The 14,842-nt window shown below is 75.3% G+C and carries 8 protein-coding genes; 6 read left to right on the plus strand and 2 right to left on the minus strand.

Translation table 11 applies throughout. The annotated features are described in order from the left end of the window. Nucleotides 1-11 precede the first annotated feature (11 nt). Both J2X68_RS12700 and J2X68_RS12705 read right to left on the minus strand, forming a co-directional pair. The gene (locus J2X68_RS12700; protein WP_399039892.1) at nucleotides 12-1,310 is read right to left on the minus strand and encodes a diaminopimelate decarboxylase; all 1,299 of its coding nucleotides are present in this window, start codon (nucleotides 1,308-1,310) and stop codon (nucleotides 12-14) included. 329 nt (nucleotides 1,311-1,639) lie between these two features. Next, complete coding sequence (locus J2X68_RS12705; RefSeq protein ID WP_310432592.1) at nucleotides 1,640-3,490, minus strand: helix-turn-helix domain-containing protein; 1,851 nt, start codon at nucleotides 3,488-3,490, stop codon at nucleotides 1,640-1,642. 266 nt (nucleotides 3,491-3,756) lie between these two features. On the opposite strand from J2X68_RS12705, the gene J2X68_RS12710 reads away from it, so the two are divergent. From J2X68_RS12710 to J2X68_RS12735, 6 genes are all read left to right on the plus strand, one after another. After that, nucleotides 3,757-4,689 (plus strand): alpha/beta hydrolase, encoded by a 933-nt coding sequence (locus tag J2X68_RS12710; protein WP_310432593.1) that lies wholly within the window; start codon nucleotides 3,757-3,759, stop codon nucleotides 4,687-4,689. 216 nt (nucleotides 4,690-4,905) lie between these two features. Beyond that, a complete protein-coding gene (locus J2X68_RS12715; RefSeq protein ID WP_310432594.1) occupies nucleotides 4,906-8,112 on the plus strand; it encodes a LuxR C-terminal-related transcriptional regulator in 3,207 nt (1,068 codons plus the stop codon). Nucleotides 8,113-8,220: 108 nt separating this feature from the next. After that, nucleotides 8,221-9,594, plus strand: coding sequence for a helix-turn-helix domain-containing protein (locus J2X68_RS12720; RefSeq protein ID WP_310432595.1), 1,374 nt, complete (start codon nucleotides 8,221-8,223; stop codon nucleotides 9,592-9,594). 494 nt (nucleotides 9,595-10,088) lie between these two features. Next, complete coding sequence (locus J2X68_RS12725) at nucleotides 10,089-10,808, plus strand: hypothetical protein (protein WP_310432596.1); 720 nt, start codon at nucleotides 10,089-10,091, stop codon at nucleotides 10,806-10,808. Between the two features lie 90 nt (nucleotides 10,809-10,898). Next, nucleotides 10,899-13,100, plus strand: coding sequence for a glycosyltransferase (locus J2X68_RS12730; RefSeq protein WP_310432597.1), 2,202 nt, complete (start codon nucleotides 10,899-10,901; stop codon nucleotides 13,098-13,100). Next, entirely contained in the window at nucleotides 13,097-14,371 is a 1,275-nt protein-coding gene (locus J2X68_RS12735; protein WP_310432598.1) for an acyltransferase, read from the plus strand. The genes J2X68_RS12730 and J2X68_RS12735 overlap by 4 nt, the downstream gene beginning before the upstream one ends. The last annotated feature ends 471 nt before the right edge of the window (nucleotides 14,372-14,842 follow it).

Here is a 14,842-nt window from a genome sequence, read left to right on the forward strand (position 1 = left end):
CCGGGCACGGATCAGCCCCCGGACGGCGCCGCGAAGCCCGTCACCAGGGCGTCCGCCTGGGCCAGACCGCTCTCCGCGGAGATCTCCCGCACCGTCTGCGCGGACCGGATCGTGGCGAACGCGACCTCGCCGCCTTCGAGCCGGTAGCCGTACACCGCGGGCCTCGGCAGGCTGTTGTACGACCAGTGCGACGAGAAGTAGTACCCGCCCGTGTCGTGCAGCACCACCAGGTCCCCCTCGGAGAGGGCGGGCAGCGGCCGGTCGTGCGCCACGACGTCGCCGGCGAAGCAGAGCGGCCCGGCGACGTCCTGCCGCACGAGGGGTGTCCGCTTGGGCGTGCCGTCCGGGCCGTACGCGGACACCCGCAGCGGCCAGGCCTCCGGCATGAACACGGTGCGGGTGGCGACCTGCCCGCCGGCGTGGGTGAGCGCGACCCGGCGTCCACCGGCGTCCTTGACGTACTCGACGAGGGCCGCCGTGAAGCCGTTCTTCGCGATCAGGGAGCGGCCGAACTCGGTGACCACCTGGTAGCGGCCGTCCAGCAGCGCCGGCTCGGCGGCGGTCAGCGCGGCCACGTACTCCGTGTAGGTGGGGGTGACGGTGTCGTCGGCGAAGTTCACCGGCAGCCCGCCGCCCAGATCGAGGCTGGTCACCTGGCGGCGGCCGACATGGGCGTTGATCTCCTCGGCGAGCCGGTGCGTCTGCGCCAGGCCCTCCGCGATCAGCGGCAGGGGGCAGCCCTGCGAGCCCACGTGCGCGTGCAGCCGGGTCAGCCACGGCCGCCGCGCGAAGGCCTCGACGACGCGGGCGCGGGCCCCCGGGTCACGCAGGGCCACCCCGAACTTGGAGTGCGCGGTCGCCGTGCTCATCGCGCCGATCGAACCGCCCCCGACCTGCGGGTTGACCCGCACGCCGAGCACCGAGGCGCAGTCGTCGGGGCGCAGGTCGTCGATCCGGTCCAGCTCGTCGAGGTTGTCCGCGTTCAGCGCGACGCCCAGGGCGAGGGCCTCGCGGATCTCCCGGCGGGTCTTGGCCGGCGAGTCCAGCACGATGCGGGCCGGGGCGAACCCCGCGTCCAGCGCCAGCCGCAGCTCACCGGGGCTCGCCACCTCGCAGCCCATGCCCGCGTCGGCGAGCAGCCGCAGCACGGGCACCAGCGAACAGGCCTTGGCGGCGAAGGTGTGCAGGACGTCCGGTACCCGCGCGAACGCCTCGTGCAGCCCGGCGACGCTGTCCTGCACACCCCGCACGTCGACGAACCCGGCCAGCGGCCGGTCCTCGCCGAGCAGCCCGTCGGCGACGGCCCGCAGGACGGCGAGGGCGACGGGAGAACCGTCGGCCGGCTGGTGGGTCTGCTGGTGGGTCGCGCCGCGGCTCCCCCGCTCGGTCGGTTCGTCGGTCCGCTGGTTCTCGATGGGGAGCAGCACGCGCTCGTCTCCTTCGGGCGAGGAAGGGCGTCACCGCCGTCGGGTGACCCTTCCAGCCTCCTCCCGCACGGCCCCGACGTCTTCGGGGGCCGGTCCAAGGACAGGCGGAACCTTTGTGTCCTCGGACAACCGGACGCCGGGCGCGAGGACGCCCGGGCCATCGGCAACGCGATGCCCGGCATCCGGTGACCCGGGCCCCGGCACGCGGGCGGTCAGGGCCGCCCTTCGGGCGGGAGCAGCCGGGTCGCCACGGTCAGCAGCAGCCGGGTGTCGGGGTCGTCGGGATCCACGCCGTACCGCTCGCGGATCCGGCCCAGCCGGTAGCGGAGCGTGTTGGCGTGCACGACCAGCCGGCGGGCCGCCTCGGGAACGTCGCCCCCGGCGTCCACATAGGCCGCCAGCGTCCGCACCAGCTCGCCGCCGGCCGCCAGGTCCGTCCGGATCAGGTCGTGGACCGGCCCGCCGCCGGACTCCCACACCGGACGCGCCGCGTCCAGGATCCGCAGCACCTCCAGTGCCGCGCCCGCACCGGCCGCGTCGGCGTACCGCGGCGGCCGGGGCCGTCCCGCGGCAGAAGCCCTGGCCTCGCGCTCCCGCAGCGCCCGCACGACGAGCCCGGCCCGCCCGAACGACACGTCCGTCCGCTCCGGGGTGACGACCGGGCCGACACCCAGCCACACCGCCGGAGCACCCGGCAACGACGAGACGACGGCGTCCAGTTCGCGGACGACGCCGAGCACCGCCCCCGCGTGTTCCGCCGCGGCGGTGTCCCCGGGGAGGAACAGCGCGAGCCGGTCGCCGTCCCGCAGGACCCCGGCGCCGGGACGGTGCGCGGAGATCTCCAGGGCGAGGACGTCCAGGGCCCGGTCGTCGGCCCGCGCGCCCGGCCGCCGCTCGGCCACCACCACCGCGCACGGCGCGTCCGGGGACAGCCCGAGCGACCAGGCGTGCGTGCGCCGGTCCCCGAGCCCGTGCAGCAGACCGCGCAGCGCGGCCTCCCGGCGGTGGGCCGTACCGCTCTCGCTCAGCCGCTCGCGCACCAGCAGCGGAGCGGCGAGCCCCGCGGCCGTCCGCAGATGGCGGGCGGCGTCCGGGGCCAGCGCGGCGCCGTCCGCGGCGGCCCAGAGGGAGCCGAGGACCTCCCGCCCGCTGCGCACGGCGACGACCAGCCGCTCCGGGCTGTCGCCGTCGGCGGGCCGGTGGATGACGTCCTCGGAGGTCCACAGGGCGCGCAGCAGACCGCTGCGCCGCAGCTCGGCGACCCGCCAGTCGGGCACCCGGCCGCCGAGGATGACGGTCCGGCGCAGCGGGTCGGCGCCGGGACCGGTCGCCGAGTGGGCCAGGACCCGCAACCGCGTGTCCTCGATGGTGATCGACCCCTTCACCTGCGCCGCGACCCGCGCCGCCAGGACCGCGAGGGAGGGCGCCGTCTCCGGGCCCCCGAGCGTCCCGGCATCGTCGGACCGCCCGACGCGGACGTAGGAGAGCGCCGACCGCAGCAGCGCGGCCGCCTCCCCCCAGCCGATGCCCTCGGCCCGGACGAGGAGGGCGACGCCGGCCTCCCGGGCTGCCTCCAGAGGCCCGGTGACCTGCGGGTCGGTGGTGTGCGGGGCGGTGACTCGCGGGTCGACCTCCGGTGCCGGGGTGTGCGGACGTGCGGATTCCGGGCCGGAGGCGCGCCGACCGACGGCGTGCCGGTCGGTGGTCTCCTCGCCCATGTCTGCCAGCACCACCGCGCAGGCACCGCGTCGAGCGGCCTCGCGCACGGTGGCCGCGTCCGGGGCGGCGCCCACGGCCAGGAGCAGCACGCCCGCGCCCGGCGGACGCTCCCGACCCGGCCCCCCGTCCGGGATGCCGAGGCGGCCGGGGTCGTCGAGGGCACCCTCGGGGTCTCCGCTGTCGCCGGGACCGGCGAGGTCGTCCAGGCCGACGGCGATCCGCCGGACCACGGTGCCGGGCACGGCGGGCGCGCACAGCAGCCGTACCGCGTTGCCGTCCTCGAAGGCCAGCAGGGACCGCAGGGTCGCGACGGCCTCCCGGGGGCCCGGCTCCTCCTCGTCCATCGTCCGATGCTCCCGCCCTCGTCCCCGCGACGCACCCCCTGTGCTCCCCGCCGACGGCAGTCGTCCGGCGCGGAGCCCCGGCCATGACCCGGGCCCGGGGCGGCGCCCCGGCCATGACCCGGGCGCCGCCGCCCGCTCTCCTGCGGCGGAAATCCGCGAGACCGGTGACATCGCCGATCCCCTCGCGCCGGTCCCGACCCGACAGTGGCACCGCCCGACCAGTGGCGGAGCCCTCGCGGCCCGCCCGACCGAGAGGACGACTCCTCGTGCAGGATCACACGCGCACCGGTGCGGCCCACCGCGCCTCCACCGGCTCCCCCCACCGCAGGTCCGGACAGCTCGCCCGGCTCGCGACGGCGGTCGCCGCCGTCGTCGGCCTCACCACGCTCAGCGGCCCCGGCGCGCAGGCGGCGGACAACCCCTACGAACGCGGCCCCGCGCCGACCACCGCGAGCATCGAGGCGGCGCGCGGCCCGTACGCGGTCTCCCAGACGACCGTCTCCTCGCTCGTCGTGACCGGGTTCGGCGGCGGCACGATCTACTACCCGACCAGCACCAGCGACGGCACCTTCGGCGCGATCGCCGTCTCGCCCGGCTACACCGCCACCCAGTCCTCCATCGCCTGGCTGGGCCCGCGGCTGGCGTCCCAGGGCTTCGTCGTCTTCACCATCGACACCCTCACCACACTGGACCAGCCCGACTCCCGCGGCCGTCAGCTGCTCGCCGCCCTGGACCACCTCACGCAGGTCAGCTCCGTCCGGAGCCGCGTCGACAGCAGCCGGCTCGGCGTCATGGGCCACTCGATGGGCGGCGGCGGAACCCTGGAGGCCGCCAAGGCGCGGCCCTCGCTCCAGGCCGCGATCCCGCTGACGCCGTGGAACCTCGACAAGACCTGGCCCGAGGTCACCACACCCACGCTGATCGTCGGCTCCGACGGCGACACGGTCGCGCCCGTCGCCTCCCACGCCGAGCCGTTCTACACCAGCCTGCCGTCCTCGCTGGACCGCGCGTACCTGGAACTGAACAACGCCACCCACTTCACCCCGAACTCGTCGAACACGACGATCGCGAAGTACGGCATCTCGTGGCTCAAGCGCTTCATCGACAACGACACGCGCTACGAGCAGTTCCTGTGCCCGCTGCCGCAGCCGAGCCCGACGATCGACGAGTACCGGGGCAACTGCCCGCACACGTCCTGAGACGGGATGAGGAGAACCGGACCGCTGTCGCCGCCGCCGTCGCCGCTGTGCCCGTGCACGCGGAGCGGCGGCGGCCGTTGGGACCCGGCACAAGGTGTGTCACGGCCGTCGCCGACGAACCCACTGGTGACGGGCCCCGAACGGCCCGTGCCGGAGCCGTCGCCGGCACTGTCGCACGGCTTCCACCGCTCGTTACCTGTACGTAACGTCACGGGAATGACCGGACAGACGACCGCCGTCGGCGGCGGTGCGCGGGTCGTGACCGGTGAACCCGGTTGCGGCCGCACGGCGTTCCTGGCCCGCGCCGCCCGCTCGTGCCCGGCCGCGTCCGTGGTCGGTGTCCGGGCCGACCGCGTGACGTCGGCCGTACCCCTCGGGGGTCTGCGCGCGCTGCTGCGCGCCCTCGGCGCACCGGTGGGCCCGTGGTCCGCCACCGGACAGCCCGGGGCGCAGCTCCTCGACGCCTTGCGGGCCGCCTCCGCGGGCGGGCCGATGCTGGTGTGCGTCGACGACGCGCATCTGTGGGACGCGCCCACCAGGGCCGCGGTGGGCCGCGCCGCCGAGCAGCTGCGCGGGAGCGGCCGGGTGAGCGTGCTGCTGAGCGTGTCCGGACACCGCCCGGTCGACCGGGAGTTCGCCGCGCTGCCGGTGGTCCGCGTCGACCCGCTCTCCCCGGCGGAGGCGGCGGCGCTCCTGGACGAGGCGACGGGCGGGGCCCTGGACCGGGCCGTGCGCGACGACCTGGTGGACGCGGGAGAGGGCAGCCCCGCCCTGCTGCTGGCCATGGTCCGGCGGCTGTCGCCCGCCCAGATCCGCGGTCACCGGAGGCTGCCCGGCCCGCCGGCCGACGCCGAGCTCCTGACCGGCCTGGTCGGCGGCCACCTGACGGGGTTCACGCCCGCGCAGGAGGACCTGCTGCTGACGGTCGCGGCGGCGGTACGGGACGCGGACGACACGGAGGACGCCCGGATCGGGCTGGCGCTCGCCCGGCGCGGAGCGGAGCACCTGCGCGGGACGCGTCCCGGCACGGAGTCCGCCCCGTCCGCCGATCCGCTGCCCGGGGTGCTCGTCCCGGCCGAAGGCGAGGTCGGGTTCCACAGCGATCTGCTGCGCCGCGCGGTGTACGCCGGAGCACGGCCCGAACGCCGCCGCGACGCGCACCGCGCGCTGGCCCGGGCGCTGGAGGAGGCGGGCGGCGGGGGACTGCCCGCCCTGCTGCACCGGGCCCGGTCCGTCACCGTGCCCCGGCCCGGGACGGCGACCGAACTGGCCGTGGCGGCCGGTGACCGGGCGCGTCCCCGGAGTCTGCGGTGCGCGGCGTACGCCCACGCCGCCGCACTGGCCGAGGACGGCACACGGCGCGCGGAGTGGTACACGGCCGCGGCCGAGCAGGCCCTGCTGGGCGGACGCACGCACCGCGCCCTGCGGCTGCTCGACAGGGCCCGGGACAGCGCGCCGCCCACGCCGCTGCGCGGCCGCGTCGCACTGGTACGCGGCACCACGGTTCTGTACGACGGCCCGGTCGACGAGGCCCGGGCCTCGCTGCTCCTGGCGGCCCGCCTGCTGACCTCGTCGTCCCCGCGGCACGCCCAGGCGGCCCTCCTGTCCGCGGTGGACGCCGCCTGGGCGGCGGGCGACGCCCAGGGCTGCCTCCACCTGCTGAGCGCCGAGGACGACTCCCCGGCCTCCGGCACCGGCCCGCCCCGCCGGATCCCACCGGCCCGCCCGGTGTCTCCGGCCGGGAGCCCGGTCCGCCAGGACCGGCGGGGTGATGACGGGGACCGCTCCCCGGGTACCGGCCCGCAGTCCGGTCTCCGGCCGTCCGGCGATGTGTCCGCAGCCCGGTCGGGGTCTCCGGCCGAACACCCGGTCCGCCAGGACCTGCCGGGTGACGGCGGGGACCGCTCCCCGGGTACCGGCCCGCAGTCCGGCCTCCGGCGCTCCGGTGACGCTTCGGCGGGCCGGCCGGGGCGTGCGGATGCCGCCCCGGGGCGTCCGCACGTGCCCGGCGGAGCTCCGGATCCCGAGGTCCGGCCCGGTGCGGGACCGTTCGGGGACCGGACGCCGGGGCGTGCGGACGGCGCACCGGACACCGATCCGCGGCCCGGCGACCGGGACCTTGGGGCGGCGCCGGGCGGGTCGGCGTACGGGGGAGTGCCGGCGCGTGCGGGCGGCGGTGCCGTGTCGCGTGGCTATCGCACCGGGCTCCGGGCCCTGCTCGAAGGGCAGTTCACGCAGGCGGCGGGGCCGTTGCGGCGGCTGGTGGCGGACGCGGAGGCCGCGGGCGGCGGGGCGGGCGGGGCCGGCGCCGACGAGCCGGACACGGCGTTGCGCGCGGCGGCCGCCGCCCTGCTGCTGGGCGATCTCGCGGCCGCCCGCCGCGCCGGGGCGCGCGCCCTGGCCGCCGCCCGTACCCCCGGGACCGCCGCGGCCCTCGCGCGGGCCCGGGAGTACCTCGCCTACGCCGAACTGCGCGCCGGACGGCACGCGCTGGCCCGGACCCACGCGGAGGAGGGCCTGCGGGCCGCGCACCGCACGGGGCAGCGCAACACGGCCGCCCACCACCACGCCGTACTCGCCCTCGCCGCGTGCATCGAGGGCGCTCCGGAGGAGGTCGCCGCCCACGCGGACATCGCGCTGGCCACCGCCCGGCGGCACGGCCTCGTCCAGGCCGCGACGCTCGCGGAGTGGGCGGTGGCCCGCGCCGACCTCGCCCGCGGGCGCCCCCGGGAGGCCGCGGACCGGCTCGGTCCGCTGGTGCGCCCGGGGCCCCGCAGGGGGCACTTCGCGGTGTGGATGCTCGCCGTGCCCTGCTTCGTGGAGGCCGCCGCCTCGACCGGACGGGCCGACGAGGGCGTCGCCGGAGTCGTCGAGGAGTTCGCCCGGTGGGCCGGATTCGGCGCCGACCCGCAGGCACCCGCCCAACTGACGCGCTGCCGCGCGCTGCTGGCCCCGGCCGACCGGCCCGACGCCCTGTACCGCCTCGCGCTCGACCTGCACGACGCGGCCGGCGGCGACTTCGAACGGGCCCGCACCGAGCTGCTCCACGGCAAGTGGCTGCGCAGGCGCCGCCGGCTGAGCGAGGCCCGGGACCGCCTCGGCGCCGCCCTGGTCGGGTTCGAACGCTGCGGAGCGCGCCCCTGGGCCGACCAGGCCCGCGCCGAACTGCGGGCGGGCGGCGTGGCGCCGGGCGGCGGAGCGAGGGCGACGGGGTTCGGGCCGGGGCTGGACGGACTGACCCCGCAGCAGTTGCGGATCGCCCGGTGCGTCGCCGAGGGAGCCACCAACCGGGAGGTGGCGCTGACCCTCTCGGTCAGCACCCGCACCGTCGACTACCACCTGCGCAAGGTCTTCGCGGCGCTGGGCGTGCGGTCCCGCGTCGAACTGGTGCGCATGGTCGAGAAGGCCGGAAAGGAGGGTTGATCGGAGCGAAAACAATCGTGCACACCCCTAGGGACCGACCGGACGGTATGCCATCCTTCGTGGCAGGACGAGTCGGACGGCCGGACACTGCCCCGGGGGAGGACCGCGATGCATCAGGCCCTAAGGTCACGGACCGTGTTCCGCCCCGCGGCCGGCGCGCCGGCCGCCCCCGGCCCCCGGCCGCATCCGCAGCACGTCCGGTCACTGATCGACGCCGACGCGCTGCGGGTCCTGCACCGTGCCGCCCGGGTGCTCCTGGCGGACCTGCCCGACCTCACCGACCGGCTGGTGGCCGCGCTCCAGGAGCAGGAGCCCGCCTACCGCGCGGCCGTGACGAGCGATCCCGCCGCCACCTGGCAGGAGGTGCACCGCTCGCTGCGGCACAGCGTGTCCTCGCTGATCGACCCGCGCGGCAGCCGGGACGCGGCCCGCCGTTGCTCGTGGAAGATCGGCGCGACCCGCGCCGAACAGGGCCTCCCGCTGGACGCCCTGCTGCACGCGTTCCGGCTGGGCGGCTCCCTGGTGTGGCAGGGGCTCATCGAGGAGACCTGCCGCACGGCTCCCGAGGACGTGCGGCTGCTCGTGCACATCGCCACCGACGTGTGGAACTTCGTCGACGAGCACTGCTCCCTCGTCGCGGACGCCTACCGGCAGGTCGAACGGCAGCTCGCGTGGCGGCGGGAGAACCGTCTGCGGGTGCTGGCCGGCGCCCTGCTCGACGGCGCCAGCCGGATCGCGGACCTGCCGGAGACCGCCCAGGCGCTGGACCTGCCCGAAGAGGGCCGGTACGTCGTCGTGGCGGTGACGGCCGGGTGTCCTTCCGACGGCGCCGGGGCGCGAGCCGCGCACGGCCGGGGCAGGCGCGTGTACTGGCACACCGGGGTGGAGGTGGACTACGGCATCGTCCTGCTGGGGGAGGGTGAGAGCGAGGGCGGGAGCGGAGGTCCTGACGCCGTCCCGCCGCCCCTGCCGTCCCCTCTCCCGTCGGCCGCGCTTCCGGCGTCCGCCGCCCCCTCCTCCGCCGCCCTCTCCGCTGCCGTCCCGTCGGCCGCCGGGAGCGCGCGGGTCGGGGTCGGCACCGCGGTGTCGGGACTGGCCGCGGTCGGGGACGCCCGCCGCCTCGCGGACATCGCGCTGGACATGTGCCCGCGGGCCGGTGGCACGGTCCGTCTCACCGAACATCTCCCGGCCGCGCTGGTGGTCTCCGCGCCCGACCTGGGCACGGCCCTGGTCGAGCGGGTGCTCGGCCCGCTGAGCGGTCTGGAACCCGCCGACGAGGCCGTGCTGCTCGACACCCTGGCGACCTGGCTGGCCTGTGACGGCTCGGCCCAGCGGGCGGGGGAGCGGCTGTACTGCCACCGCAACACCGTCCTGAACCGGCTGCGCCGCTACGAGCAGCTGACGGGCCGTTCCCTGTCGCGGCCGGCCGACCTGGTGGAGATCAGCCTCGCCCTGACGGCACGGGGCCTGCGCACCCGCTGAACGCCGACGGCAGGTCGTTCTGGAGCAACAAGCGGCTTTTGTTCGGAGTTACCGAACAGTCACCTATGGCGCCGCCTGGGAAAGTCGTCCGCCTTGTGAGATGAGATGCATTCGGGGCGCATGTATGTGCGAGGATCATTTTCGGTCACGCTTGGCGGACCATCATCTTCACACTTCTGACACAAATTTCACGCTTTCACTAGGTGAGTTATAGTCACTGTCCAAGCATCAACAATTTGGGGGGCGCTCGGACCAGGTGGGGGCTTGGTCCGATCGACGTGTGCCTGGCATCGTCTGCGCATCCCTGCAGCAGTCCCGTGGGGGTTGGGTAAGTGGAACATTGGCTGGATGACGCCCAACCTGAAAGGTCGGGCGATGCATCCGGGTCCGACGGCGACACGTTCGCCGGGCGCAGGACCGGCCTTCAGGCCGGCACGCTGCGAGCCGGGAGCTTCTGGGCCGCGGAGGATCCCGGTGCCGCGCGCACCGAGGCGATGGCCCCCCTGTCCGAGGGCACCGCGGTGTACCCCGGTTTCACCGACGCCGCCCCGGCCGAGCCCCTCCACGACGCGGACGAACTGACGGTGCAGCTCGCGGGCATCGACCCGGCGGCCGCGGCAGGCGCCTCCCGCAGCCCGTTCGGGTCCCAGGGCGCCCCCGGCACCCCGGTCTTCGTCGACGAGTCGGGCCGCCGCAGCCGCCGGTTGCGCCGGCTCGGCGTGGCCGTCGGCGTCTCCTGCGCCGTGTACGCCCTCGTCATCGTCGCCACCCTCGTCTCCGGCAACTCCAGCGCGCCCTGGCTGCCCCTGCCGGGCCAGAACGACGACACGCCCGCCGGAAAGGTCGAGACCTCGTCCGTGCCGGCGGTCTCGGAGAGCCCCTCCGGCTCGGACGGCGCCGCTCCGGGCGCGGAATCGTCGGACACCGCCCCCACGGCCTCGTCGACGGGCGGCGCCACCGAAGGGCCCGGCGCCACCGCGAGCGCCGGTGGGGCCGAGGCGTCCGCCTCTCCCGCGGCGTCCACCGGGACCACTCCCGTGAACCCCGCCGTCACGGCCCCCGTCGCCAGCCCCGCCGCGTCGGAGTCCGCCGCCCCCTCACCCGAGGCGAGCGAGCCCACCGCCGGCGGCAGCCCCTCGCCTAGCACCGTCGAGGACACCGGAGGGACCGGCGAGATCGTCGGCGAGGCGAACTCCGCGTCCTCCCTCGGCTGACGCGCCTCCCCCCCTCGCTCCCCCCTCTCGCTCCCCCCTCTCGCTCCCCGCTCACTCGTCCCCTCCTGTCGTTCTGGAGCACACCTTCCGATGGCATTCCCCGCCCGCCGTCGTCGGGCCGCAGTCGCGACCCGTGACAGCGCCGCCCGGCGCCGCCGTGTACCGATGCGCCTGATGCTGCCCAGCCTCGTCCTCGTCGCCATGATGGCGATGTTGATGGTGCGCGGTTACGTACACAGCGAGATCCTCGCCGACCACCGCATCCAGCCCGAGGCGGCCGCCGACAAGGTGCCCGACGAGATCCTGGACGGCGGCCCGGTCATCGACAGCCGGAACGGCCGCAGCACCAGCCGTGAGGTGCCCGACCACCGGCTGGTCCTCACCTTCGACGACGGACCCGACCCGGTCTGGACGCCGAAGGTCCTGGACGTGCTGAAGAAGCACCACGCGCACGCCGTCTTCTTCGTCACCGGCACCATGGCCTCCCGCTATCCCGAGCTGGTCCAGCGGATGGTGGACGAGGGGCATGAGGTGGGCCTGCACACCTTCAACCACCCCGACCTGTCCTTCCAGTCGAAGAAACGTATCTCCTGGGAGCTGTCCCAGAACCAGCTCGCGCTGGCCGGCGCGGCGGGCATCCGCACCTCGCTGTTCCGCCCGCCGTACTCGTCCTTCGCCGACGCGATGGACGACAAGTCCTGGCCGGTCACCGAGTACATCGGCTCGCTCGGCTACCTCACCGTCGTCAACAACACCGACAGCGAGGACTGGAAGAAGCCCGGCGTCGAGGAGATCATCAGGCGCGCCACGCCCGAGGGCGGCGAGGGCGCGATCGTCCTGATGCACGACTCCGGCGGCGACCGCCACCAGACCGTCCAGGCGCTGGACCGCTTCCTGCCCGAGCTGACCTCCCGCGGCTACCGGTTCCAGAACCTCACCGAGGCCCTCGGCGCGCCCAGCGCCCACACCCCTGTCACCGGCCTCGACCTGTGGAAGGGCAAGGCGTGGATCTTCCTCGTCGGGGCCGCCGAGAACGTCACCGGCGTTTTGGTGGTCGGCCTCGCGGTGATCGGCGTCCTCGTCATCAGCCGGTTCGCGCTCATGCTGCTGCTGTCCGCCCTGCACGCCCGCAGGGTGCGCCGGCCCGGATTCCGCTGGGGCCCGACGGTCACCGAACCGGTGTCGGTGCTGGTACCGGCGTACAACGAGGCCAAGTGCATCGAGAACACCGTCCGCTCGCTGATGGCGAGTGAGCACCCCATCGAGGTGCTCGTCATCGACGACGGTTCCTCCGACGGCACCGCCCTGATCGTGGAGGCCATGGGCCTGCCGAACGTCCGGGTCGTCCGCCAGCTCAACGCGGGCAAGCCCGCCGCCCTCAACCGGGGCATCGCCAACGCCCGTCACGACCTCATCGTGATGATGGACGGCGACACGGTCTTCGAGCCGTCCACCGTCCGCGAACTGGTGCAGCCCTTCGGCGACCCGAAGGTCGGCGCCGTGGCGGGCAACGCCAAGGTCGGCAACCGCGACTCGCTCATCGGCGCCTGGCAGCACATCGAGTACGTGATGGGCTTCAACCTCGACCGCCGGATGTACGACGTGCTGGGCTGCATGCCCACCATCCCCGGCGCGGTCGGCGCGTTCCGCCGCTCGGCCCTGGAGCGGGTGGGCGGCATGAGCGACGACACGCTCGCCGAGGACACCGACATCACCATGGCCATGCACCGCGACAACTGGAAGGTCGTGTACGCGGAGAAGGCTCGCGCCTGGACCGAGGCCCCGGAGTCCGTGCAGCAGCTGTGGTCCCAGCGCTACCGCTGGTCCTACGGCACCATGCAGGCGATCTGGAAGCACCGCCGGGCGGTCGTCGAACGCGGCCCGTCCGGCCGCTTCGGCCGCGTGGGTCTGCCGTTCGTCTCGCTGTTCATGGTCGTGGCCCCGCTGCTGGCCCCGCTCATCGACGTCTTCCTTCTCTACGGCGTGGTCTTCGGCCCCACCCAGAAGACGGTCGTGGCCTGGCTGGGCGTCCTCGCCGTCCAGGCGGTGTGCGCGGCCTACGCCTTCCGGCTCGACCGCGAACGCATGACCCACCTGATCTCGCTGCCGCTCCAGCAGATCCTCTACCGCCAGCTCATGTACGTCGTGCTGCTCCAGTCCTGGATCACCGCGCTCACCGGCGGCCGGCTGCGCTGGCAGAAGCTGCGCCGCACCGGTGCCGTCGAGGCGCCCGGCGGCCCCGCGCCGCGTCAGCACGCCGGCAGCAACGACGACCGGAGGCCCGTCGCATGACCCAGGGTTACCCGACCGGGACGAACGCGGGTGCCGAGCGGACGCCGGCCTTCGGCGTCCCCCTGCAGCGCGGCGCGCGCGCCCTCCCGGAACCACCCGCCACGGCCGGAGCGGGCACGACCGCCCCGAGGAAGCCGGGACGCGACCGCTACCTCGACCTGCTGCGCACGATCGCACTGGTCCGTGTGGTCGTCTACCACCTGTTCGGCTGGGCCTGGCTCACCGTGCTCTTCCCCTCCATGGGCGTCATGTTCGCCCTGGCCGGCTCGCTGATGGCGCGTTCGCTCAAGCGTCCGCCCCTCGGTGTCATCCGGGACCGCGTCCGGCGACTGCTGCCGCCGCTGTGGCTGTTCGGGGCGGTCGTCCTGACGCTGATGTTCGCGGGCGGCTGGAAGCCGATGGACGACCCCGACCACGGGGGCACCCTGGGCGTCGTCGAACTGCTCAACTACGTCGTCCCGCTCGGCGCGCCGCCGTTCCCCTGGGACATCGGCTCCAAGTCCGGCCTGCTGGAGAACACCTGGGCGGTCCAGGCGGCGGGTGTGCTCTGGTACCTGCGGGCGTACCTGTGGTTCGTGCTCGCCTCCCCGCTGCTGCTGTGGGCGTTCCGCCGAGCGCCCTGGGTCACGCTGTTCGCGCCGCTGGCCCTGACGTCGGTGGTGGGCACGGGCCTGGTCTCCATACCCGGCGAGACCGGCAACGCGGTCTCCGACTTCGCCGTCTACGGAAGCTGCTGGGTGCTGGGCTTCGCCCACCAGGAGGGGCTGCTCGCGCGGATACCCCGCTACGCGGCGGTCTCCGGCTCGGTCCTCGTGATGGCCTTCGGCCTGTGGTGGGCCTCGGGTCACCTGGGTCCGGACGGCTGGGACCTCAACGACATCCCGCTGGCCCAGGCCGCCTGGTCCTTCGGGTTCGTGGTGATCCTGCTCCAGTACTCGCCCTCGTGGCAGGAACTCCCTCGCGGACTGGCCCGCTGGGACAGGCTGATCACGCTCTCCAACAACCGTGCCGTCACGATCTACCTGTGGCACAACCTGCTGATCATGGCCACCGTCCCGATCATCGACCTGGCGTACGGCCTCCCCTTCATGGGGAACCCGAGCTTCACGGACGCCCTCGACTCCACGTACATGCTGTGGATGTTCGTGCTGGTCTGGCCGCTCATCGGAGCGATGATCCTCGCGACCGGCTGGATCGAGGACATCGCGGCGAAGAGGAAGCCACGCCTGTGGCCCGACGGCCGCACGAGCACGGCACGACGCGCGAAGTGACGCCGTCCCCGTCGGCGGCGGCCGGCGGGTGCGGCCCGCGGCCCGCGGGCCCTGGGCGCCCCCGCTGACCGCGGGGCCCCTGGCCCCGCCCCGCCGTCCGCGCCGTCCGCGCCGTCCGCGCGTCTGCGTCGTCCGTGTCGAGCTTCGGGTCCGTGCTCCCCGCGCTGCCCGCGCCCTTCGGGTCCGCGCTGCCCGCGCTGCCCGTGCCTTTCGCATGGTCCGCGCCGCCCGCGCCCTCCGGGTCCGCGCCGCCCGCGCCCTTCGGGTCCGCGTCGCCCGCGCCCTTCGGGTCCGCGTCGCCCGCGCCCTCCGGGTCCGCGTCGCCCGCGCCGCCGGTGCTGCCCGCGCGGTCGGCACGGGCCGCCGGCCGACAGCGGACGGCGGGCCGGTTCCCCGGGCGTGTCGGCGACACGCCGGCACTTCCGTGCCGCCCCGGACCCCCGGCCACGGGGGCGTCCTCGGCCGGCGCAC

Origin of the sequence: Streptomyces sp. 3330, from assembly GCF_031456635.1 — a bacterium.
Classification (GTDB): Bacteria; Actinomycetota; Actinomycetes; order Streptomycetales; family Streptomycetaceae; genus Streptomyces.